Origin of the sequence: Actinopolymorpha alba DSM 45243 (assembly GCF_000373925.1) — a bacterium.
Lineage (GTDB): Bacteria > Actinomycetota > Actinomycetes > Propionibacteriales > Actinopolymorphaceae > Actinopolymorpha > Actinopolymorpha alba.
Genome location: NZ_KB892820.1, coordinates 1 through 21,736 on the forward strand (window position 1 = coordinate 1; position 21,736 = coordinate 21,736).

At 67.8% G+C, this 21,736-nt stretch carries 23 protein-coding genes and 1 pseudogene; 11 read left to right on the forward strand and 13 right to left on the reverse strand.

Going from position 1 to position 21,736, the window contains the following annotated elements; all coding sequences use genetic code 11:
• Both B141_RS44780 and B141_RS0136425 read right to left on the reverse strand, forming a co-directional pair.
• Nucleotides 1–557 (reverse strand): annotated as a pseudogene (locus B141_RS44780) (HNH endonuclease); the annotation flags it as partial.
• 95 nt (nt 558–652) lie between these two features.
• Nucleotides 653–1,009 carry a hypothetical protein gene (locus tag B141_RS0136425; RefSeq protein ID WP_026257906.1) on the reverse strand — a complete coding sequence of 119 codons (357 nt, stop codon included), beginning with the start codon at nt 1,007–1,009 and terminating at the stop codon, nt 653–655.
• On the opposite strand from B141_RS0136425, the gene B141_RS0136430 reads away from it, so the two are divergent.
• A complete protein-coding gene (locus tag B141_RS0136430; protein ID WP_020580106.1) occupies nt 996–2,093 on the forward strand; it encodes a glycoside hydrolase family 172 protein in 1,098 nt (365 codons plus the stop codon). The genes B141_RS0136425 and B141_RS0136430 overlap by 14 nt on opposite strands.
• Before the next feature lie 51 nt (nt 2,094–2,144).
• Here B141_RS0136430 and B141_RS0136435 read toward each other — a convergent pair whose 3' ends face one another.
• Together B141_RS0136435 and B141_RS0136440 are read right to left on the reverse strand one after the other, a co-directional pair.
• The gene (locus B141_RS0136435; protein WP_020580107.1) at nt 2,145–3,164 is read right to left on the reverse strand and encodes a DNA glycosylase AlkZ-like family protein; all 1,020 of its coding nucleotides are present in this window, start codon (nt 3,162–3,164) and stop codon (nt 2,145–2,147) included.
• The gene (locus tag B141_RS0136440) at nt 3,161–4,063 is read right to left on the reverse strand and encodes a PP2C family protein-serine/threonine phosphatase (RefSeq protein WP_157181567.1); all 903 of its coding nucleotides are present in this window, start codon (nt 4,061–4,063) and stop codon (nt 3,161–3,163) included. The genes B141_RS0136435 and B141_RS0136440 overlap by 4 nt, the downstream gene beginning before the upstream one ends.
• A 231-nt stretch (nt 4,064–4,294) precedes the next feature.
• Here B141_RS0136440 and B141_RS46625 point away from each other — a divergent pair, with 231 nt between their 5' ends.
• The 3 genes from B141_RS46625 (at nt 4,295) to B141_RS0136455 (ending at nt 7,549) form a co-directional block, all read left to right on the forward strand.
• A complete protein-coding gene (locus B141_RS46625; RefSeq protein ID WP_020580109.1) occupies nt 4,295–5,140 on the forward strand; it encodes a hypothetical protein in 846 nt (281 codons plus the stop codon).
• The gene (locus B141_RS0136450) at nt 5,127–6,314 is read left to right on the forward strand and encodes an XRE family transcriptional regulator (protein WP_020580110.1); all 1,188 of its coding nucleotides are present in this window, start codon (nt 5,127–5,129) and stop codon (nt 6,312–6,314) included. The genes B141_RS46625 and B141_RS0136450 overlap by 14 nt, the downstream gene beginning before the upstream one ends.
• 89 nt (nt 6,315–6,403) lie before the next feature.
• Nucleotides 6,404–7,549 carry a Gfo/Idh/MocA family protein gene (locus B141_RS0136455; RefSeq protein ID WP_020580111.1) on the forward strand — a complete coding sequence of 382 codons (1,146 nt, stop codon included), beginning with the start codon at nt 6,404–6,406 and terminating at the stop codon, nt 7,547–7,549.
• 22 nt (nt 7,550–7,571) lie between these two features.
• On the opposite strand, the gene B141_RS0136460 is transcribed toward B141_RS0136455, so the two are convergent.
• Both B141_RS0136460 and B141_RS46630 read right to left on the reverse strand, forming a co-directional pair.
• Nucleotides 7,572–7,958: an SHOCT domain-containing protein gene (locus tag B141_RS0136460; protein WP_020580112.1), complete on the reverse strand. Its 387-nt coding sequence runs from the start codon at nt 7,956–7,958 to the stop codon at nt 7,572–7,574.
• A 1,017-nt stretch (nt 7,959–8,975) separates the two neighbouring features.
• Nucleotides 8,976–9,590 (reverse strand): P-loop nucleotide/nucleoside kinase family protein, encoded by a 615-nt coding sequence (locus B141_RS46630; RefSeq protein WP_020580113.1) that lies wholly within the window; start codon nt 9,588–9,590, stop codon nt 8,976–8,978.
• Between the two features lie 49 nt (nt 9,591–9,639).
• On the opposite strand from B141_RS46630, the gene B141_RS0136470 reads away from it, so the two are divergent.
• Both B141_RS0136470 and B141_RS0136475 read left to right on the forward strand, forming a co-directional pair.
• Nucleotides 9,640–10,512, forward strand: a complete 873-nt coding sequence (locus tag B141_RS0136470; protein WP_020580114.1) for an aminoglycoside phosphotransferase family protein — start codon at nt 9,640–9,642, stop codon at nt 10,510–10,512.
• A gap of 10 nt (nt 10,513–10,522) precedes the next feature.
• Nucleotides 10,523–10,996 (forward strand): GNAT family N-acetyltransferase, encoded by a 474-nt coding sequence (locus tag B141_RS0136475; RefSeq protein WP_020580115.1) that lies wholly within the window; start codon nt 10,523–10,525, stop codon nt 10,994–10,996.
• A gap of 24 nt (nt 10,997–11,020) precedes the next feature.
• Here B141_RS0136475 and B141_RS0136480 read toward each other — a convergent pair whose 3' ends face one another.
• Both B141_RS0136480 and B141_RS44795 read right to left on the reverse strand, forming a co-directional pair.
• Nucleotides 11,021–12,880 (reverse strand): alpha-galactosidase D, encoded by a 1,860-nt coding sequence (locus tag B141_RS0136480; protein WP_020580116.1) that lies wholly within the window; start codon nt 12,878–12,880, stop codon nt 11,021–11,023.
• On the reverse strand, nt 12,846–14,087 hold the full coding sequence (locus tag B141_RS44795; RefSeq protein ID WP_063828709.1) for an ROK family protein: 1,242 nt from the start codon (nt 14,085–14,087) through the stop codon (nt 12,846–12,848). The genes B141_RS0136480 and B141_RS44795 overlap by 35 nt, the downstream gene beginning before the upstream one ends.
• A 166-nt stretch (nt 14,088–14,253) precedes the next feature.
• Between B141_RS44795 and B141_RS0136490 the strand changes: the two genes are divergently transcribed.
• The 4 genes from B141_RS0136490 (at nt 14,254) to B141_RS0136505 (ending at nt 16,810) form a co-directional block, all read left to right on the forward strand.
• Nucleotides 14,254–14,670 (forward strand): nitroreductase family deazaflavin-dependent oxidoreductase, encoded by a 417-nt coding sequence (locus tag B141_RS0136490; protein ID WP_020580118.1) that lies wholly within the window; start codon nt 14,254–14,256, stop codon nt 14,668–14,670.
• 105 nt (nt 14,671–14,775) lie between these two features.
• Nucleotides 14,776–14,931, forward strand: a complete 156-nt coding sequence (locus B141_RS50480; RefSeq protein WP_020580119.1) for a hypothetical protein — start codon at nt 14,776–14,778, stop codon at nt 14,929–14,931.
• 106 nt (nt 14,932–15,037) lie between these two features.
• Entirely contained in the window at nt 15,038–15,961 is a 924-nt protein-coding gene (locus tag B141_RS0136500) for an aminoglycoside phosphotransferase family protein (protein ID WP_157181568.1), read from the forward strand.
• Nucleotides 15,962–16,039: 78 nt separating this feature from the next.
• The gene (locus B141_RS0136505; protein WP_020580121.1) at nt 16,040–16,810 is read left to right on the forward strand and encodes a class I SAM-dependent methyltransferase; all 771 of its coding nucleotides are present in this window, start codon (nt 16,040–16,042) and stop codon (nt 16,808–16,810) included.
• Nucleotides 16,811–16,878: 68 nt separating this feature from the next.
• On the opposite strand, the gene B141_RS0136510 is transcribed toward B141_RS0136505, so the two are convergent.
• Together B141_RS0136510 and B141_RS0136515 are read right to left on the reverse strand one after the other, a co-directional pair.
• Nucleotides 16,879–17,784 (reverse strand): hypothetical protein, encoded by a 906-nt coding sequence (locus B141_RS0136510; RefSeq protein WP_020580122.1) that lies wholly within the window; start codon nt 17,782–17,784, stop codon nt 16,879–16,881.
• Nucleotides 17,785–17,820: 36 nt separating this feature from the next.
• Nucleotides 17,821–18,321, reverse strand: a complete 501-nt coding sequence (locus tag B141_RS0136515) for a SigE family RNA polymerase sigma factor (RefSeq protein WP_020580123.1) — start codon at nt 18,319–18,321, stop codon at nt 17,821–17,823.
• A 271-nt stretch (nt 18,322–18,592) separates the two neighbouring features.
• Here B141_RS0136515 and B141_RS0136520 point away from each other — a divergent pair, with 271 nt between their 5' ends.
• On the forward strand, nt 18,593–18,898 hold the full coding sequence (locus B141_RS0136520; protein ID WP_020580124.1) for a hypothetical protein: 306 nt from the start codon (nt 18,593–18,595) through the stop codon (nt 18,896–18,898).
• Here the strand turns inward: B141_RS0136520 and uraH are convergent.
• The 3 genes from uraH to B141_RS52030 all read right to left on the reverse strand — a co-directional run.
• Nucleotides 18,883–19,230 carry a hydroxyisourate hydrolase gene (gene uraH, locus B141_RS0136525; RefSeq protein ID WP_026257910.1) on the reverse strand — a complete coding sequence of 116 codons (348 nt, stop codon included), beginning with the start codon at nt 19,228–19,230 and terminating at the stop codon, nt 18,883–18,885. The two genes, B141_RS0136520 and uraH, sit on opposite strands and share 16 nt — an antisense overlap.
• 132 nt (nt 19,231–19,362) lie before the next feature.
• Nucleotides 19,363–19,626 carry a hypothetical protein gene (locus B141_RS44800; protein WP_020580126.1) on the reverse strand — a complete coding sequence of 88 codons (264 nt, stop codon included), beginning with the start codon at nt 19,624–19,626 and terminating at the stop codon, nt 19,363–19,365.
• Between the two features lie 485 nt (nt 19,627–20,111).
• The coding region (locus B141_RS52030; RefSeq protein ID WP_020580128.1) for an ATP-binding protein at nt 20,112–21,736 on the reverse strand (1,625 nt) is incomplete at its 5' end.

Genomic DNA, 21,736 nt, shown 5'->3' on the forward strand with positions numbered 1-21,736 from the left:
TCTTTCGCCGCCTCCGGGTCCACCTTGATGATTTCGGCTTCAACATAGAGCCGTAGCAGCCCGCCCCGCAGTTTCAACACCTCGGGGAAGATCGCCTCATCCACTGCTGTGCGGTCAGCTGGGGGTAGGAGGGTGAGCCGGTCGACGATCGTCCGCACCTCGGAGTATTCGAGTTCCCCGCGTTCCAACGCACCGCGGGTGTTCGGCAGATCGGTCAGGGCGAGGGCGATGAGCATGAACTGGTCGGCGCGGTAGTTGGTCCAGCCCAACATCGGCGCCAGCAGTTCGGCCGCGCGCGGCTCCGGCGGAGACGAGCGTTCCGCCTCATCATCTTTGAAGCAGGGTGGGCAGTGCGCCAGGATCTGCGTGTCGCCAAGGCTCGACGCCTCAGCCCAGCGGGCAACCTTCCGCCCCGCGCGGACCAGCTCCCCCACCTCGAACCCGTTACAGGCAGACCGATCGACGCCAGCGAGCGCGGCCACCAACTCCGGACCGGGAAGCATGTCGCCAAACCCGGGCGGGAGCGGAGAGATCCGCACACCATCGTCGTCGCTCATACGTTCGATCCTACCCTCTCAAGATCACTCCCGCAACCGATAAGCTCGGCAAGAACCCTTATTTTCAAGGTGTTTAGCGATGCAAGGAGCCGTGCTCAGGTGACGTCCATAAGGATCGCAAGATGTGAGCCAAAGAGATGGCCGAGTGCGATGTCGTTGAACTCCCGAAGTGGCGCGGGCTCTTGCCAGCCCGACCAGGGAACGAAACCAAGTCGCTTGATCGTCCCGTCTCCCAGCTTGTCGATCCTCGCGCGCGCTCCTCGAAATCCGCCGCCTTCATGCCAGCGGCCGCGAGGGCGGAGTCCAGAGGCTGGATCATTCCGGGCCGGCTCCGCGCTGGCGGCAAGGACGGTGTCCACATTGGCCAGAAACGCTGCCTTGACGACCAGGTGAGCGGCCGGTTGGATCGAGAACTGTTCGGCGCGTGAAGGGAAATCGATGGCTGACTTCAACGGCCTTGGTGTGCATCTTGGCAACCTTTCGCGGTTGTCCTCCGCGAAGACTCGTTCGATCAGCGCCGAGAACCCCACGGGCGCCAAGGGGCGCGGTGGCTCGGCCGCCGAGGGGATAGGAGTCGCATCCGCACGAGACCTGGGACACGGCTGGAAGATCTCACCAGCTGTCGACCTCGCCGGCTCGACGACGCTCACCCTCGCCGACATCGAAGGTCCGGGCGCGATCCAGCACCTGTGGATCACGGTGCACCCAAGACACTGGCGGCAGCTCGTGCTCCGCTGTTACTGGGATGGTGAGGACTCCCCGTCGGTCGAGGTGCCGCTGGGTGACTTCTTCTGCCAGGGTTGGGGACGTCATTCCCAGGTGAGCTCGATTCCCGTGGCGGTGAACCCGACGGGTGGATTCAACTCCTATTGGGAGATGCCGTTTCGCGAGCACGCCCTCATCACCGTCGAGAACCTCAGCCCCGAAGAGGTAAAGGGATTCTTCTACCAAGCCACGTACGCGTTGACTGACGTGCCGGCGGATCGGGCGTACCTCCATGCGCAGTGGCGCCGTAGCAATCCGCTGCCGTACGCCGAGGTCCACACCATTCTCGACGGCGTACAAGGGCAGGGCCATTACGTCGGCACGTATCTGGCCTGGGGGAGCAACAACGGCGGCTGGTGGGGCGAAGGGGAGCTGAAGTTCTACCTCGACGGGGACGGAGAGTTCCCGACGATCTGCGGGACCGGCACGGAGGACTACTTCGGCGGGGCATGGGCCTTCGAACATCCGAAGGGGCAGTACGGCACTTACACCACGCCGTACCTTGGGATGCCGCAGGTACTCCACGGTGACGGATTCATGGAAAGCCAGCAGCGGTTCGGGCTCTACCGTTGGCACGTTCCGGATCCGATCAGGTTCGAGGAGGACCTCCGGGTCACCGTCCAGGCACTCGGCTGGCGGTCGGGGCTCGGTGGCCCGGGTCGTTATCTGCCGCTGCAGGACGACATCGCCTCCACTGCCTGGTGGTATCAGCGTGAGCCACACGCACCATTTCCAGCGCTACCCGGCATTGACAGCCTCGAAGTGATCTGAGCCCTCGGGTACGTGTCGGCCGGCGGCGCGCCCGCTGACGTTGCTGAAATGCTAGGCGAATTCCTGGATTTCAACGGCCATCCGCGCTCCGGGAATAGGAAGCGAAAGCCCCTCGGCCTCGATCGCGGCCCGCGTCTCGGCGAGCGTACCTACCTTCTCAGCAAGGGAACGGCGGAGCTTGACCTGCACCCGACCACCCCGGCGTCCCCAGGTGCCGACGATGGTTCCGTCGACGACCAGCCCGTGCGGGTGATACCAGTCGAGCAAGGGCGATCGGCCGTTGTTCCCAGGCCCCACGAACATCCCCGTGCGATCCTTGCCGAAGATTCCCCACTCCTCACCCGGCAGGAACCGCACACCCCGCATCGGGGGAGCCGACCGCATCAGGGGCTCGGCCGCCGCCAGGATCCAGGCCGACTGCCAGGAGGGTTCGCCCCCACATTCCACCGGAAGTAGTTCCTTCTCGAGCGCCAGCCAGACCTCGTTCGCATCCGATTTCGGAAGTCCCGCCCACCACGCGAAAGCCGCCGGCGTGGTCGGCCCGAACGCCTGAACATGACGCCGGCAGAGTTCGTGGCGTGCGACCTCCGGGTCGATGGCCGGCGCGGGAATCTCGCGTGCGTAAAGGGCCGAGGTGGTCCACCGGAGCGCGATCCGCCCACTCGCGGCGCCCAGCCGGAGACTCGGCCCGAGGTGCGGTGGAAGGTCCCGGGCGCGGACTTCGCCGCCGTCGAGCGCGGCGCATACCTGGTCGGCCGCGGATTCGATCGCCTGGCGGGTCTCGGGATCACTCGGCAGCCGTCCGATGGTGAAGATTCCGAAGTCGGCAAGGGGAACGACGTGAACGGCGGCGCGCGGGCTGTAGGTCTGAAGCAGCCGCGGATCGGACCAGGCCGATGGTTCGCACCCGTCAACCCGGGCATGCAGGGAGAGCAGCGCGGAGCGAGGAGCCGAATCCTGCAAGGCGAACCGAGCCGCCTCGGCGTACGCACCCACCGGCAGGCGTACGGTCAGATGGTTGACCAGCAGGCGGTAGGCCACCAGCTGGTCGCGCGCCACCCGCAGCGTCATGAGTCGCGTACGTCGATGAGGACGACGGAAATGTTGTCCTCACCGCCAGCGTGGTTCGCGGCGTCGACGAGGGCCTGACTCGCCGCCTCCGGGTCGGGTTCGGTCGCAAGGATCATGCCGATCCGCGCGTCCACCAGCATCCGGGTGAGGCCGTCAGAGCACAGCAGCAAGCGGTCACCGGCGGACAGCTCGAACCCGCGGACCGTCGGCTGGATCCCGCCGGCCGTCCCGACCGCCTGGGTGAGACGCTCGGCGTACGGATGGTGGCGGGCGTCGTCGGGGGCGACCCCGCCGCGGATCAACGCGTTCGCCAGCGAGTCGTCCTCGGTCAACTGGTGCAGCTCGCCCGGCCGGAAGAGGTAGGCGCGGCTGTCGCCGACGTGCGCGACGTGCGCGGTGAGTCCGGTGAAGAGGGCGAGTACGACGGTCGTGCCCATCCCGACGTGATCGGGGTCTTGCGCCGCCTCGGCGAGGATGACGTCGTTCAGCTCCACGAGGGCGCGCTCGAGGGCGGCATCGACGTCACCCGGCGCGGCCTTCGGCAGGGTCGCCCCCACGGCGTCGAGCGGGGAGCCGAGTGCGCTGGCGATCAGCGCGGGCAGATGCTCGACCGCCACCCGGGACGCGACGTCCCCGGCCGGGTGGCCACCCATACCGTCCGCGACGGCGAACACGCAGCGTTCGTGGTCGACGAGGACGGCGTCCTCGTTGCGGAGACGGAGCCTTCCCTGGTCGGTGCGCACGGCGACGCGCAGCGCGCAGCGCTCCCGGTCGGGGGTGGGCGAGGGTTCCGTCTCCTGTGATCGTTCGGGTCGATTCCTTGTGTCCTGTCCCACGACTCCCGCCTCCCCTGCCGTCACCACTGCCGCCTTGTGCCGGCGATCCCTGAGTCGAACCACCAGCCTCCCCTCACAACGCTCACCGTATGCGCGGCGTTCACGGTTGCGGTAGGTGACCGGGAGCACGCCTTCATGACGGCCCGCTGGCGCTCGAGCGGGAATCCGCCGCGATCGACTAAAGTGATCCCGACATTCCGCTGATCACCGATGAAGTGGCGGTCGCGGCGAGTCCAGGTCCGCAGCACATCCGAAGAACCACACAGCACAGCTGATGGAGAACGGGGGAGCCCCATGGGTCGGGTGCCACCGCAGGGAGGTTGGGCCGGGCGTGTCTTCGGTGCGCAGGTGGAGACCTTACGGGAACGCATCCCCCGGGCTCTCGCCGCCGCGCACGCGCGGGCTCGCGACGCGCACGACAGCGCCGGCACCCTGTCGCGGCGGGTCTATGGCACCGCTCTCTGGGAACGCCAGCACGCCGAGCTGATCGCCGCGATCACGCCGCTGGAGGGTGCCCGGGTCGCGACGCTCGGTGGCTACCAACTCGCCGTGTTGGCCGGTCACGCGTTCTTCCCGTTGCATTACGCCGATCGGGTCGGCATAGCCATCGACAAGGCCAGGTTGCGCAAGCCGGTCTCCGACCAGCGGGTGCGGTTGTTCGGTGCGCACGGAGCCGAGGTGGCGCATGCCCAGCCGCTCCTCGACGAGACGTGGGCCGACCTCTATCCCGCGCAGTCCTACCCGGCGTTTCCCCAGCTTGGTGCCGACACGCAGCTGATCGTCGTCGCCTACGCCTGCAGCATGGAGTCGGGGCTTCTGAATCTCGGTTGGGGCCAGGCTGAGCACCGCGGCGACGGCGAGCTCGAGTGGGGTGAGCATGAGTCGTTGCCGCTCCCGGCGTCCGCTGGCCCAGCGGCGGGAGCACGCCAGGCCAACGTGCTCAGCGTCGTTCCCGACGACGCCGGCGAGGAGGCCCGCGACGACGCCGAGGTAGCGGCCAGCGGCGGGCGATTCGACCGGGGTGACGAGCCGGGCATCGTGATCAATCTGCGGCCACCGAGCGAGCGGGCGTTCGACGCGCCGCCGGAGAGCGAGCGGCGGCCCGGCGAGCCGGACGTACGCGACCATGGCCAGAGCTGACGACCCACACCTGTCGGCCCTTCGGTCCGCCCATCCGTCTGAGCCTGCCCCGGGCGAGGTGGCGCGGGCGTTCGACCCCGCCCGCCTCACCCAGGCGCGCCAGCTCGCCGGGCTGACCAAGAAGGACCTCGCCGATCTGGTTGGCGTGACGCCGGCAGCTGTCGGTCAGTACGAAGCGGGAGTGACCAGGCCGCGCCCGCAGCTGCTGTCGCGCCTGGCCGAGCTGCTCGGCGTACCCGTCGCGTTCTTCGCCGCCGGGCGCCCGCACGCCAAGCTCGACGTCTCCGTCACGCATTTCCGCAGCCTGCGTTCGACCAGGATCGCCCAACGTGAGAAGGCCGTCGCCTTCGCCTCGCAGGTGTGGGAGCTGACCCATGCGCTGGAGTGCCGCGTACGCCTTCCAGTCGTCGACATTCCGGGCTTCGCCGGCGGCGAGGTGACCTCGGCGGAGTCGTACGCCGACCCCGCGTCAGCCGCTCGTGCCCTCCGCGCGCACTGGGGTCTCGGCGCCGGGCCGATCGCGCACCTGGTGCGGGTGATGGAGAGTCGCGGGATCGTGGTCACGATGCTCCCGATCGATCGCGTGGAGGCGGCCAGGATCGACGCGTTCTCCACCTCGCGGCTGCCCCGCCCGCTGGTCGTCCTCACTCCCGACCGCGCCGACGACGTCTACCGCCACCGCTTCACGGCCGCGCACGAGTTGGGGCACTTGGTCCTCCACGGCGACACCGCGCCCGGCGACGTCCGGCACGAGCGCGAAGCGGACGCGTTCGCCGCGGAGTTCCTCACGCCTCGGGACAGCATCGCGCCCGAGCTTCCTACGCGGGCCGACTTCACGGCCCTCGCCCAGCTGCGGGCGGAGTGGGGGGTCTCGATCGACTCGCTTCTGTACCGCTGCCGGGAGCTGGGCGTGCTGTCCAGCTCGTCGGCGAGCCGGGCTTACCAGCGGCTGGGCGAGATGAGGAGCCAGGGGTTGTTTCCCAGCGAGCCCGTCTCGGGCTATCCGGGCGAGCAACCGGTGTTGCTGGCGCAGTCGTTCGACCTTGCCGCCAAGCACGGGTTGACGCTTGCAGAGCTCGCTGCCCAACTCGCCTGGCCTCGCGAACGTGTAGCGGAGTTGGCGGGTCTGCGCGCGCGCCGGCCAGCCCTGCGCCTGGTGACCGACACACCCTGAGCGTCGCCGACCAGGAGCGGGCAGTCGCCGGCCGGCCAAGAACGGGCAGCCGGCTGCCAGGCCTGTCCGCGAGGCACCATCATGGCGGCATGAGTCCGATAGGCCTGGGAATCGTCGGTGTCGGTGCCGTCGTGCTGCGCGGTATCCTTCCTCACCTCACGCAGCCCGACGTCCAAGACAGGGTTCAGGTGCGTGCGCTCCTGGATCCGGTGGAGGAGCGCGCGAAGGCGGCCGCCGAGGAGTACGGCGTACCCGCTTACTACACCACCTTGGACGACCTGCTGGCGGACGATCAGGTGGACGCCGTGACCATCGCGTCCCCGATCGGGATCCACTACGAGCAGGGCCTGCGGGCACTCGAGGCCGGCAAGCACGTGCACTTCAACAAGACGATGAGCACCACGGTCGCGGAGGCGGACGCGCTGATCGAGGCGGCGCAGCAGCGCGGCCTGCGGATCGTGGCGTCACCCGGCGAGATCCTCCTGCCGCAGGTGACGCGGGTGCGGGAACTCATCGCCGAGGGCGCCATTGGCCGGGTGTGCTGGGCGTTGTGCGGCGCGGCGTTCGGCCAGTATCACGAGCGCGAGGAGGAACGCCTGACGCCACCGGGCGGCCGGCCGATCGACCCGACGTGGTACTTCCGCAACCCTGGCGGCGGACCGATGTACGACATGACGGCGTACGCGCTGCATCGCCTGACCAGTGTCCTCGGGCCGGCGAAGCGGGTGACGGCGTTCTCTGGCCAGGCGGTCGCTCATCGGGAGTTCATGGGGCTCGGCGTGGACGCCACCGCGGACGACAACACGATCACGATCCTGGACTTCGGGGACAGCGTGTACGCCGTGGCGTACGGCACCCCGGCCGGGCTCCCGGCGACCGAGGTCGGGGGCGTGCGGTACTTCGGGTCCGCGGGCACGATCGACGGGATGCTGCTCAACGGCGCGCCGTTCGACTTCCCGGGCCGGGATTTCGTCGACCGGTCACCGGGCGACTTCGCGGCGCCGAAACGGTTGCTGCCCCACATCGTCGGGCCGCACCTGAAACTGGGGGAGCCGCACGTCTTCGAGGACATCATGCAGCTGGTCGACTGGGTGCGGGAGGACAAGCCGTCGCCGGTGACGGCGGAGCACGCCCGGCACGTCATCGACATCATCGAGAGCGCATACCGCTCGGCACAAACCGGCGAGGCGCAGACGCTACGAACGACGTTCGAGCATCCGCCGCGCGCGCTCTGAGATCGTTCCGCTGCTCCGGTGATCAGCCGGCGAGAAGCCTTGTCTTGGCTTGTTCGTACTCCGCCTCAGAAATGTGCCCCTGATTCTTGAGCTGGGCCAGCTTGGTCAACTCATCCGCCTGGCTCGGGATGCGGGCGGTAGTCCTGACGTACTCCTGGAACGCTTGTTCCTGCTTGGAAGCCTGCGCCAAATCGCGTTCGCCCATGGAACGTCCACGCGCGACGACATACACGAAGACACCGAGGAACGGGAGAATGAGTACGAGCAGCAGCCATCCGGCCTTTCCCCATCCGCCGAGGTCTTGGCTGCGGAAGATGTCGATGATGATCCTGACCAGGAGGAAGATCCACAGGATCCAGAGAAAGAACCACAGCATCGTGAAGAATGCTCCGAGCAGCGGGTAATCCATGATCCCCTCCCGCGGGTATGCCCTTTTCGTGGAATATGGCTGGGCTTTCCGCGGGTGTCCGCGCCCGCCGCAGCCGAATGTGTGCCACCCCCATACTCCTCCGTGCACCCCCGTTACGGCAGGACAAGTCAGCAACGAGACGGGGTGGCGGGGGATATCTCCCTAAGGGGTTTATTGAGAAGAGGTCAGACTTTCCTTGTTGCGCCGATTCGAGCGATGTGCCGCACCCTCGAGGATCTGTGAGGTTCTCCCGCCTGGGGCGCGGTTATTGCGGAACGAAGTTGATCAACGGCGGTGGATCGACTGCCGGCAGCGGCGAGCAATCGGAACCGGGATCGTTGATCAACGTCGACGGAGCGGCGGGCCATGATCATGAAGGATTTTCGTCGTTATATGACCAAAATCCTTCATGATCCTTGAAGGCGCAGCCTCATGTCTCACGTGCCGCTCGGCTAGCACCGCGAGTCGGCGCCCCACATCAGGCGAACCTGAACCGCGGGCGCGGACGTGTCGCGAGTGGCGTGTCACACTGCGTACGCCTTCTCCGGTGCGGTATGCGGCAGGCCATCTCACATCATCGTGGAGATTCCGGGGTGCTATGACCCCCGGAGTTTCCACGGTCTTGCTGAGGTGCTGCGGATGTGAGGCCAGCTCGGGTTCTCGTTGCGCCGAGTCGTCGCCAAGCAAGGCAAATTGAGCGTGCTTCGGGGGGATTCCGCGTTAGGTGGCGGCTGTCTCGAATGGCGTAGCCGGTTGTATCGGATAGTGAGAAGCCGAGCTCCTGTCTCACATTGTGTACACCCTTTGGCGGACCTTACGCGGCAAGTCCCCACCTCACTAGGCAAATTTGCCTTGCCTGGTAGGGATATGCCCCGCCTCGCGCAGCGGAAGGCGTACACAATGTGAGACGGCGCCCGCGCCATCTCGACCCGTGAGACAACGGGTCTGCCGTGGTGAGGGATCGTGGGATCGATGCTCGCCTGGGGTGACCGTCGAGGTCAACCGAGCCTTGCCTGGCTATCGCGTACGACACGCATCCAGGTAGCCGAGCGCACGCGTGACGCATCGGCCCGGATCCTGACGAGTGTCCAGTGCGAGCCACGCACTCGCGGGATGCCTGGTCTGGATGACGGCTGGCCCGTGCGTGTGGACCAGAGCGGCGGCGGTGGCGTCCGCGGGTGCGTCAGGGGACGAGACTCCCAGGTCAGTCATCTGGCTCCGCAGTCGTGGCCGGGACCGCAGGCGCCGGCGCAACTCGTCCCGGTCGGGCAGGACGCACTCGATGAAGCAGTAGACGGCATTGTGGACCCTGGCGATCCTGGTGCCTTCGGCCACGATTCGTTCGAACCGGCAGGGGCTGTCGAGGATGACGCTGAACCCCTGCCCGAGCAGGGAATCCGCGAGCATCCACATCGACTGATAGCTCAACTTGCCGGCCAGGTCCCAGTCGGCGCCGGCGTCGAGCGCGGTCGACTTGAGCTGATCCAGGTCGAGGACGGCCGCGCCCGTGCGGGTCGCGATCTGGCGCGCGACCGCACTCTTGCCAACGCCGCTCTGCCCGGCCATCTGGAGCAGGAACAGCCCGCCCCCGGCGCATCCAGGGGCGAGTGAATGCCGCGTGTTCTCCTTCATCACTGCCCATTGTTGTGGAAATGGGGTGATTACCGGAAGGATTGCCACCATGAATGCCGGACCTGTTTCCGTATGGCTGCAGGAACGCTGGCCGGCGTACATCTGGAGCAACGCGACCGTACGCGAGGCATGCTTCCACGAGGTCGCGATCCTCGCCCCCGACGTGGTCGGGCGGGTGTCCTGCCATGGCGAGCAGCCTGAGCGGGTTCATCGGGAGCATCAGGTCCTGAGCGCCCTGGAGGGAGTCACGCTGCCGTACGCGCTTCCTCACAACCTGTCGGGCGTGGTGACGGCGGGTGGTCGGACGGGGATGCTGACGACGTACGTCGCGGGTGGCAACGGGGACGATGCCTCGTGGGACGACGTGGTCCGGTCGATCGAGACGGTGCTTTCTGCGCTGTGGGCGGTCGACAAGGCCGGGGTTCAAACTCTGCCGCCTCCCCGCAGTTGGTGCGGTGGCGCGGCCTGGCCAGGAATCGTCGCCGATCGCCTGTTGCCTCGGTTGCCGCTTGACCTGCGTCCGTTGGCAAGGGACGTCGTCTCAAGCGTTGTCGAGCAGGAGAAGGACGGCGGTCAGTACTTCGTTCACGGCGACTTCGGCCCACACAACCTCCGTTGGAAAGGTACGCGGGTCGTTGGCATCATCGACCTCGATCACGCCTGCATGGGAGATCCGGCGATCGATCTCGCCGCACTCATCAGCTTCTTCGGCGCCGACCAGGTGGGCCAGATCGTGGACAGCCGGACGCTGGACCGGGCAATGATCCACAGAGCGAGCCTGACCCTGCAGTTGGCGGCCGCCGCGGAGCTCGTGGGTGACGCCGGACTGGCTGCCCATGCGCTCAGGAACTTCATCGCTCGCAGCCGCGCCGGAACCCTTCACGATCCTGGCGGCCGACGCCCTGTCGGTGGTCGGGGATAGCGTCGCGGGCATGGACGTTCAGCTCCGCGAAGTAAGAGAAAGCGACCTGCCGGTCTTCTTCGAGCACCACCGGGATCCGGAGGCCACCCAGATGGCCGCCTTCACCGTGGTGCGGGACAACGCCGCGTCCCTTGCCCACTGGCGACGCATCCTCGACGACCCGACCACCACGATCAGGACCGTGACGGTCGGTGGTGAGATCGCCGGCAGCGTCTCGTGTTACGTGGACGAGGAGTTCGCCGGTCCGGAGGTCACCTACTGGATCGGACGGGAGTTCTGGGGCAGGGGGATCGCCACGGCGGCGCTCCGAGAGTTCCTGCGGTACGTCACCACGCGACCGCTGTACGCCCGAGCGGCCAAGGACAACACCGGATCGCTCCGCGTCCTGGACAGGTGCGGGTTCGTCATCACCGGCGAAGACCAAGGACACTCGGACATACGCGGCTGCGAGGTCGAGGAACTCATCCTCGAGCTGACCACCTGAGGCGGTGACGACCCCAGCCCCAGCTCATCGGCCTGCGGCCTGCACCGTCACCCGGTCGATGTCTGGTCCGTAGCCGCCGACGTTGCTGAAGGTGAGGGTGTTCTCCCCAGCCTTCAACGCGAGCTTGAGCGTCTCTCCCTGCGGCCGGTCCCAGCGATCATCCGCGCCGCCGCCCAGCTCCACCCGCTGCACCGGCCCGTCGTTGACCGCGATGCCGATCGACCGCCCGTCAGACCCGTCGACGTACGACACGGTGACGTCGTAGGTGCCCGCGCGCTCGACCTTGATGCCCTTGACCGTCAGGGACGCACCGGCGCTGAGGTCGCCGACCTTGAGGCCACCCGCGCAGCCCTGGCATTCGTTCACCTTCGCTGACCCGGTGAGGAGGTTGCCCGGCGCCTCGGCTTCGATTCCCTGCGCGGGGCTCTTGGGCGTGACCCGGAGCAGCAGCGTGCCGTGGCCTGGGATCGTCGCGGCGTACCCATCCGCCCGCACGCCGAGGCTCCGGCCCGCCCACACGTCGCGCACCGCCGCCGGCCCGGCGAAGCCCACGTCAGACCACCGCGCGTCGACCACCGCCGGGCGCCGGTCGAGGTTGAACAACGCGACCGTGTAGGACCCGTCGGTGTTCTGCACCCGCCACACCTGCTGCAGCGCGCGGGGGATCACCGGGCTGGCCGGCCGGCCCTGAGTGTTGATCGCGAGGACCTCCCGGTTGGTCAGCAGCTGCCGGCCGAGCCGGTCCAGCTTGGTGATGTCGTCACCGGTGTAGAGAGGAGCCGCGGAGATCGCCCACAAGGTGGCGTACGACCGGCGTTCGTCGTCGGTCAGGCCGTCCATCTCGCCGTTGCCGACGTTGAGGGCATCGAGGTTGTTCCACCCCTTCGCGCCGGCGTGCGGGACCCAGGCCGGAACGTCGTAGAAACGATTGTCCACCGAACTCGTCCAGGTGACGAGGGTGTCGCAGTAGCACTCGACGTCGGTGTCGATCCGCCAACCGTCGGCGTAGTCCTGCCAGGTCTTGATCGCCCCGCGGTCGAGCGACCAGGAGATCTCCAGCTGGATCGTGCGGCCGGTCTTGGCGATCGCCTTGTGCCAGGCCTCCACGTCAGCACGGTTGTCGTAGTTGGGCCCGGTCTTGAAGGAGCCGGGACCCACCCCGTCGAGCTTGAGCAGGTCGTAGCCCCACTCGGCGAACTGAGCGGCCTGTGAGTCGATGTACGCCTGGGCACAGGGTTTGGTGAAGTCGATCTTGTACGCGGAGTCCCAGCCGTTGGTGGTCCGCAGGTCCGGATAGACGATGTCGTGCGTACTGCACCCTGGCGCGCCCGCGATCGGGAAGTCGCCCGCCTCATACCCCGACCGGTCCAGGCCGACCGGCAGGTAGATGCCGGCCTTGAGCCCGAGTCGGTGGATCTCGTCGGCGACGTACTTCATGCCCCGCGGGAACCTCTCGGGGTCGGGGCGCTGCCGGCCGTGCTCGTCGTAGCCGCTCCGCCATTCCCAGGTGGCGGACCAGCCAGAGTCGATGTTGATGTACTCATAGCCGTACGCCGCGAGTTCCTTCGCCATCGCCCGCGCCTGGGTCAGCACGTTCTCCTCATGCAGCCAGCTCGCGCCACCACGCGGATTCAGACCGGGGTAGTTGCTCGACTGCATGCTCCAGCTGCTCCACCCGCGGTACGGCGGGTCGATGGTCTGGTCGGCTGCCTGGCCAGCCGCGCCTGGCCCGGCGATGACGCGGGTCTCGGCGCGCTTGCCATCCTCGGATGACGCGGCCAGTCCGGCCGGCCCGAACGCCGGAACGGCGGCGAGGGTGCCGGCGAGGACGAAGGCCAGCTTGCGGGTCCTACTGGACTGCCTGACGTACCTGAAGGGCTTCATCAGATCTCCTCGTTCTGACGGTGGAGCTGGAAGCGGTGCGGTTGGTCGGGCGAAACGCGTTCTGTACGGCGACCGCGGCGGCGCCAGCGGCCCATCCCAGCAGCGGCATCGGACGGAACTCCAGCTCGCAGCGAGCGGCCGTGGCGAAGGCCTGCCGCTGGAACCGTTCGCGGGCCGCCGCGGGTATGAGGGGCCCGGCGTCCAGCCCTTCGCCCGTGACGACGATCCGCTGCGGGCCGAAGAGGTTCGCGACGGCGGCGAGTGCGGTACCGATGGCGTCGCCAGCGTCAGTGAGGCACCGGGCCGCCGCCTCGTCGCCGTCGGCCGCGAGGCGGGCACCGTCGAGGACGCTCAGGCCCTGGGTGCCGGTCGCGCTGGCCAGGGCGTGTTCGATCGCGGCGGTGGAAGCCGTCGCCTCGACGCAGCCCCGGGAGCCGCAGTGGCAGGCCGGCCCGGCACGGTCGACGACCAGGTGCCCGAGCTCACCGGCGACCCCGAACGCGCCCGCCACCAGCGTTCCCTCCACGACCAGCGAGCACCCGATGCCGGCGCCGATCGTCACGACTGCGAAGCTGCGTAACCCGGCCCCCGCGCCGGTCAGGAGTTCCTTGCAGGCAAGGGATTTGACGTCGTTCTCCACGGTGACCGAGAGGCCGGTGGCGGCCGCCACCAGGTCGGCGAGCGGCACGTCCCGCCAGCGAAGGAACGGCGAGTACCGCACGAGGCCGCGGGTGCGGTCGACGTCACCCGACACCGCCAGGCCGAGCCGCCGAGCCCGGTCGCCGGCGACCGGAATCCCCTCGGAGTCGCGGCGTTCTAGAAGGATTCTGGCCAGGCGGGCGACCACACCGACGACCTCCGGAACGTCGGGGGAGGGCAGCGGTAGCTCGGCCGAGTGGCGTACCTCCGCGCGCAGGTCGGTGAGGACGCCGATCGCGGTGTCGTCGGTGAGCTTGATGCCGAGGACGTCCTCACGGTCGGCGCGGAGTTCGATCGGCGTGCTGGGCCGCCCGACAGCACGCACGCGACCCGGTTCGGTCGCGAGTTCGTGGACGTAGCCCTCGTCGAGCAGGGGGCGGAGAGCTTTGGTGACCGCGCCCTGGGTCAGTCCGCTGTGCTTGGCCAGGTCGGTGCGGGACAGCGCGCCGTGCGCCGCCAGGAGTGCGAGGAGGGTGGCGGCGCCGGGTGTGACCTGGATGTTCCGCATGACCACGACGCCACCCTCGTGGGATTACTTTCCCAGATCAAGTTTTTGTCCTCTTTCTGACGGCTGCCGTGGGGAAGTCAATCGGCACGCGGGGTGTTGTCCCGATTCGGAACGTTGCGAAGGGCAACGCCGCGGACACGAGGAACCTCACGACCAAGGGGACGGGATGAGTGACACCAACAGCTTCAATGACGGCATCATCAAGGAGTTCCGTGCGAACGGCGGCAAGGTGGGCGGGATGTTCGAAGGCGCCCCGCTTCTCCTGCTGACCACGACGGGAGCCAAGAGCGGGCAGCCGCGTACGTCTCCCTTGGTGTATCTGCGCGAGGGCGACCGCAGCTACGTCTTCGGCTCCAACGGGGGAGGTCCCGCGCACCCGTCGTGGTACCACAACCTGCTGGCCGATCCCAAAGCGACGGTCGAGGTGGGCGAGGAGACGTTCGCGGTCACCGCGACCACCATCACTGGCACGGAGCGCGATGAGATCTATGCCCGACAGGTGGTGGTATCGCCCGGTTTCGGAGATTACGAACGCCAGACCTCGAGGGTGATTCCGGTCGTCGCGTTGGCGCCCGTCGACTGACCAGATTCTTTCGTTCCAACCGACCCATCACCGAGCCGAAATGTGCACCATGGAAATGGGCGCCGGCCTCCCGGAAGCCGGCGCCCAGACCCTCGGAGGTGAGCCGTGATCATCCTCGGCGTCATTCTGCTGGTTCTGGGGTTTGTCTTTGGGATCTCTGTCCTCTGGACGCTCGGGATCATCGTGATCATCATTGGTGCGATTTTCTGGATTCTCGGCGCCATCGGTCGCCCGGTTGGAGGCCGTCGGATCTGGTTCTGAGGCCCGCGAGTTCGCAGACCTGAGCGGGCTGGAGAATATCTGGCAGCACCGTCCCCGGGGCGGTGCTGTCGTGTTGCACTGGAGGGCCGGCGGAGGTGGGTGGGGTTTGACAAGTACGACTGCGAGCGAGCCGATGGCCATGGAGATGGTCGGCGATGCGGTGGCCGCACTGGTGGGGAGTCCCGACGCGTCCGTCGAAGGGCTCTCCGGCTTTGTCGGCAACCAGGACTTTCTGGTCCGTACGTCCAGCGGAGACTATGTGCTCAAGGCCGGTCAGGCCGCGAGCATCGCCGCCGAAGCGTGGGCCTGCGAGCGAGTACGCCGCGAGGGCGTTCCGGCGCCGGAGATCGTCGCCGTCGATCTCGACCGCGCCGCCCTTCCGCTGCCGTTCCTGCTGATGAGGCGCATGCCCGGCGGGCCGGTCGACGATGGCCACGACGCGCTTGCCGAGGCCGGTCGTCAAGTCCGGACCGTCCACGAGATCGCGGTTGACGGGTACGGCTTTCTCCATGAAACGAGCGGGTGGGATGGCGTGGACGCCCGCCCTCGCGGGCCGCACCCGGATTGGCACGCGGTCATCGCGGCGCCGGTGCGTACTCTCGACGGCCTGGTCGACGCGGCCGTGCTGGACGACGCGTTGGCCGGCCGCCTGCGTGCGGGCATCGAGTCCCACCGGTCCCTGCTCGACGGCGCGCGCCGTGGCGTACTCCTGCATGGCGATCTGCATCCGCGGCACGTCTTCGCCGCGCACGGTCGGTTGAGCGGCATCATCGACTGGGGCGACGTGGCGGTTGGCGATCCGCATTTCGAACTCGGCCGTTTTTCCAGGTCGGGCGCGGCTTCGCTTGACGTGTTGCTGCGCGGGTATCAGCCGGACCCGGATCCGGAGTTCGACCGCAAGCTCACTCTCTACCGCGTGGTCTGGTCGCTGCTCGCGCTCGGCTGGGAGTTCGACGCCGGTGGCGACTGGTTCGCCGGGCACATCGACGCGATCAGCGAGGGTCTCGATCTCCTGGCGAGGTCCGGCTGACCCGGGCCTGACCATGCGCGCGAAACCAGCGGGGATAACGCCTTGCTGGTATCGAGTTCCACGCGGTTGGGTGGGCGCATGGACAGTCAGGGAGCAGACCTGCCCGAGCACGTACGCCGTAACCGCGAGGTCTGGGACACCCGCCACGGGGCGTGGTTCGGCGCCAAGGCACGCGCCCAGTGGGCGGCCGAACCGCACTGGGGAATCTGGGCCACGCCGCAGTCAGAGCTGCCGGTCCTCCCGGACGACCTTGCCGGCAAGGACCTGATCGAGCTGGGCTGTGGCACCGGCTACGTCTCCGCCTGGGCCGCCCGGGCTGGTGCCCGGCCCGTCGGTATCGACAATTCCGAGCATCAGCTGGCCACGGCGCGGCAGATGCAGCAGGAGTTCGGCGTCTCGTTTCCCTTGCTGCACGGGAATGCCGAGTCGGTGCCCTGTCCCGACGCGAGCTTCGACGTGGCCATCAGCGAGCATGGCGCCGTCAGCTGGTGCGATCCGTACGCCTGGATCCCCGAAGCGGCCAGACTGCTCCGCCCAGGCGGGGAACTCATCTTCCTCCGCGACTCCACCTTGCTCGCGTTGTGCGTCCCGGACGAGGGCCCGGCCGGGCGTACGCTGCTGCGGGAGCAGGCCGGCATGCGCCGGATCGACAACTCCGACGGCAGCGTCAACTTCTCCTTGCCGCACGGCCCGATGGTCCGCCTGCTCCGGGATTCCGGCTTCCTCCTGGAAGACCTGATCGAGGTCTACGCACCCGAGAATGCCAGCACCGACTTCGACTACGTGGACCTGGAGTGGGCCCGGCAATGGCCGAGCGCCGAGGTCTGGAAGGCGCGGCGAGTCGAGTAGCGCGCGCAGGTGATCGGGTCCCTGCTCGCCAGCAGGGACCCGATGGCGGTACTAGCTGTTGTGGTTCATCAGGTTGTTGACCCGGGCTTGATCTTTGCCGCGGGCGGCTTCGAAGGGGCAGCGTCGACCTTGAAGAGCCGCTCGGCCTCCTTGACGTACTCAGCGTCAAGCTTCGCTTGCCAGCTCGGGCTGGTCACGATCGCCTCCAGCTGGGCGAGCGTGAGTGGAGGCGTCGGCCGGGACTCCGGAGCGCCCTTCTGGGCCGGGGCGTTGTTCTCCGAGAGGAAGATGCTCATCCCGTCCTTGCGCAGGAGGCGCGCGCTCCACACCTTCGGACCCTTGCCCTCGCCATATTTGGGCCCGGCTGCGTATTCGCGGTTCTGCTCGAGAATGAGCACCGAACCATCGCGCAGCTTGCGGAGATCACAGGTCGCCCCCGTGTGCGGCTTCGGGCAGCGGAACTCCGAAGCATGGACATTCTTCCATCGCATCCCGATGCTCATCCTCGACCTGCCCTGCGGGTTGGCGTAGGTGAACTCCGCGTACGCACCGACCCGGCGTGGTTCCCGCGTCTCCCAATCCTCTTCCCAGACACCGGAGTATCGCGCGGTCTCGGCATCGGCTGGAAGCTGGTCGAGCAACAACCGCACCATGGCCTGGGGCGTGGTCATGGTCTTCTTCACCGCGGGTGGGGTGGGCGTCGGGGTCCCGGCCGGGCCACCCGCGGCGGCACCGATGCTGGCCGGCTGCGCGCCGGTCCACGGCATGGCGTACGCCACCCCGCCCAGCACCGCGAACGTCGCGCCCGCCGCGATCACCTGGGCGAACCGGCGCCGGCGTACCACCCGCCGCCCGTTGGCGATTCCGCCGGCCACCAGGTCCTGAACGTTCGGTTGCACTGACCGCACCTCGTCCCGCAGGGCGCGGCTGATCCCGTCATCGCGGGCGTCGTTGTTGTCGAATCGCGTGGCCATCTCGGGTGACCTCTCCTGATCTGGTCGCTGACTGCCTCAACAGCCGGCAAGGTCGTGAACGTCGCTACCGAGAAGGGCACGGAGGCGCGTCAAGGCCCGCATGCTCTGCGTGCGGACAACACCGGACCGCAGCCCCAGAAGCGTCGCGGTCTCCTCCACGCTGCGGTCCTCCCAGTACCGCAACACCACGATCGCCCGGTCCCGCGGCGCGAGCTGCCCCAGCGCGGCGATCAACGTGAGCCGCAACGCCGGATCCACACCGCTGGCGGACTGCTCCGGAAGGTTGTCACTCGGCGCCTCCCAGGCGCTGCGCCGCCGCCGGTGGGAGAGGAAGGTGCGCAGCAACACGGTGTGCGCGTACGCCACCGGGTTCTCCGCGTTCCGCACCCGCCGCCAGGAGGCGTACAACTTCCCGAACGTCGTCTGCACGAGGTCCTCGGCCAGATGCCAGTCGCCGGCGAGGAGGTATGCCGTACGGAAGAGCTGCGGCGCACGCGCTGAGGCGAACTCCACGAAGTCATCCGGATCCGAGGTCACCGGGCCACCTTTCCCTATGTCCTTCTCATCCGGTACGACGCCGTGACCGAGCCGCCGTGTCACACCCGGCTGGAAACGGGCTTGCCCCTCGGTTGGGGATCGGAATGATCACGTAAACGTGGTCATTGCCTGCCTCGCATGGTGTCGATGCCATGCAAGGCATGCAGGAGCCACGTATACGTGATCATTTGGATCGTCAAACAGCCGCGCTCTGCACGGATCGCCGGCGGCGGGGTAACCCGCAGACGATCTGCTGCGGGAAAATGTTCGGGTGACGAACTCCGCCCGGTTCGCCGCGGCCGCCCGGCTCCGGCTCCGGCGCCTCAGCGTGGTAGCGATCATCGTCGGACTCGCGCTGCCGGCAGGTACGTTCCTGCTGACCGCGGGGACCTATCTGCCCTACCAGGACGCGCCACCGGAGATCGCGCAGAAGTACGCCGCCGAGACCGCGCGGGCCGATCGGGCCAACGACGCCGCCCGGGCGGTCGGGCTCCCGCTGGCCGTGGCGGGCGTCGTACTCCTCACCTACGTTTCGGTCCGCGCCCGCCGGACCCAGGAGGGTCAGCGTTCCCGGTAGGTCGTGTACGCGAACGGGCCCGCGAGCAGCGGTACGTGATAGTGGGTGGCCCGATCGGTGACCGCGAACGTCACCACCACCTCCGGATACAGCGCCGGCATCCCGCGCTCGGCCCACCAGGGCCCGGTCGCGAACACGAGGCGGTACACCTCTTCCCACACCGGCCAGGCGTCGATGCGGCCGTCCTCGTTGGTACGCCCCTCGGTGACCAACGTCCAGGCGCCCTCGGCCGGAGCCTCGCCTTCGATCGCGACTGACTGCCACAGGCTGACGGCCATGCCGCTGGCCGGCTCCCCGGTGGTTGTGTCGAGCACCTGCGTCGAAAGGCTCAAGCCGCGCCACCTCCACCTAGCCGCCATGGGTACGGAGCGCCTTAAGAGGTCGCACACATAGGGAAGTCGCAGGCTGTGCCCCTATCTGCGCGACCTCTAAGCACTAGTGTCCCGCGTCAGGCGGCTGGTCAATCAGCGAAGGCGGAGTTCGATGTCGTCGAGTTGTAGCCAGGTGTCCTTGCCGGAGGCCCAGAAGCCGGTGAAGATCTGGACCAGCGACTCCTTGCCGGCGTCGAAGTCGAGGGTCACTTTGGTGTAGTCCGACTGGCTCGCGAGCTTCCGTTGCTTGACGATGCCGTCCCGGCCGCGTACCCCGATCGCACCGTCAGACAGTGAGCCGGAGGTACGCACCCATGCGGTGAGGCCGTAGCTCTTGCCGGGCTGGACGGCGATCAATCTCTCAGTATTCGAAACGGTCTGTGTACGCCATGAGGCTTATTCGAAAGCCCTCGGCCTGCGCACGGCTATTCCAGATCCGCGCCCACTATGCGAGATCGCTCGCGAGGTTGCGGTGACTTGGCGGAGGAGTTTCGGCAAAGAAGCCGAGACATCTCCACCAAGTCGAACTCCGGCTCCATGCAAGATGCCGCGGTCTGTCTGTACGAGGAGTGTTGAATAAGCGTCATGCTGAGACGGCAGGCGATGGGATCCGGGGGTTCGAGGATCGTGAAGGATATTAGTCAAATAGCGACGAAAATCCTTCACGATCATGGTGGCTGCACCTCGGCGTCAGATCAGGGTCGAGCGAGGATGGCGTACCGCTCGTCCTGGATCGGCCGGCCCCACAGATCCGGATCGACAAGCGGCTCGACGTGGAGGTCGGAAACCATCGGCCGCAAGGTCGCGCTCATGCCCGGCATGGTTTCAGCGGCCGCCGACACTCAGGCGTTCTCCGCTGCCCACGCGGCGATCTGCGCGCGGGAGGTGAAGCCCAGCTTGACAAGGATGTTCTCCACGTGGGTCTCCGCGGTTCGCTGCGAGATCACCAACTGGCGGGCGATTTCCTTGTTGCTGAGGCCCTGGGCGACGAGCCGGGCGACCTCCGCCTCCCGCCGGGTGAGGACTGGCGCGCCGGCACGCTCGCCAGGCCTGGGCGGGGCGGGGGCGGGTTCCTCGCGGGCGTACCTGAGCGCCTCCTCGACTCCCAGTGTGGCGCCCTGATCGAAGATGGCCTGGAACCCATGCTCGCCAAGGGCTTCGCGACTTCGCCGCAGGGATTCCTCGTGGTAAACGACGAGGTGGCCGTACCCCGAAAGCTCCGCACCGATCGCCCCCCAGAGCGTTCGCAGGATGCCGTGCAGGCGGGCCGCGCGCTCGTGGTCCCCGGTCGCGGCCACCCAGGCGAGCACCTCGAGGTTGAGGGCGATGCCGAGTCGGTCGTCGAGGGCTTGGTTGATGCGGAGGCTGTCGCGTTCGAGGGTGGTGGCTCGTTGGTAGTCGCCTTGGCGCCAGACTTCGATGCCGAGGGCCATGAGGGCGTAGGACTTGTGCCAGACGTCGCCGGCGGCCTCGCAGACGGCGATGCATTCTTCGGCGAGGGCGCGGGCCTTGTCGGAGTCGCCGAGGAACGAGTGCGCCAGGGACAACCGGATCAACGTCAGAGCGACACCGTGCGGGTTACCCGCGGCGCGGTGCAGGGCGAGCGCCTCGTCGTACAGCGCGAGCGCCTTCTGGGTGTCTCCGGTGAACATCGAGAGGAAGCCTGAGAACAACGCGGCGTAGCCGAGGGCGACCGGAGCTTCCAACCGTTCGGCGAGGTCGCGGGCCTCGTCAAGCATGGCTTTCGCTCCGGGAATGTCGCCTTGGATGAGGGCGAGCCACCCGCTGGTCCACAGGGCGTTGGCGCGAGCGGGGGTGCCTGCCTGGTTGATGGTGAGGAGCCGGTCCAGCCAGCCGCGGCCCTCGTTGAGGTAGTAGCTGTTGATCCAGTGGTAGAGCAGGTCCGCGGCCATCTGGAGACCGGCCCCGCCGGCGTCTGGATCGCTGGCGTACGCCTCGAGTGCGGCCCGCAGGTCGGCGTGGTCGAGTTGGAGCCGGCTGAACCACTCGATCTGGTGCGCCCCGAACGCGTGCGCGTTCGCCTGGGCCGCCAACTGCCGGTAGTGGTGGCGATGCCGTTGGCGGACGGAGGCCTCTTCGCCGAGGTCGGTGAGGCGGTGCCGTCCGTACTGCCGGATCAGGTCGAGTTGGCGGTATCGGGCCTGGCCCGCGTGTTCTTCGCGGACGAGGATCGACTTGTCGATGAGTTCGGTGACCAGGTCGATGACGTCCTCGGGTTGGGTGTCGTCGGCGCAGACGGCTTCGGTGGCGGCGAGGTCGAAGCTGCCGGCGAAGATCGCTGAGCGGGCCCAGAAGCGTTGTTCTGCTGGGGTGCACAGGTCGTAGCTCCAGTCGATGAGTGCCCGCAGGGTCTGGTGGCGTGGTGCGACGTTCTTCGGCCCGGCGGTGAGGAGGCGGTAGCGGTCGTCGAGGCGTTCGAGGATCTGCTCGGGCGAGAGTGACCGCA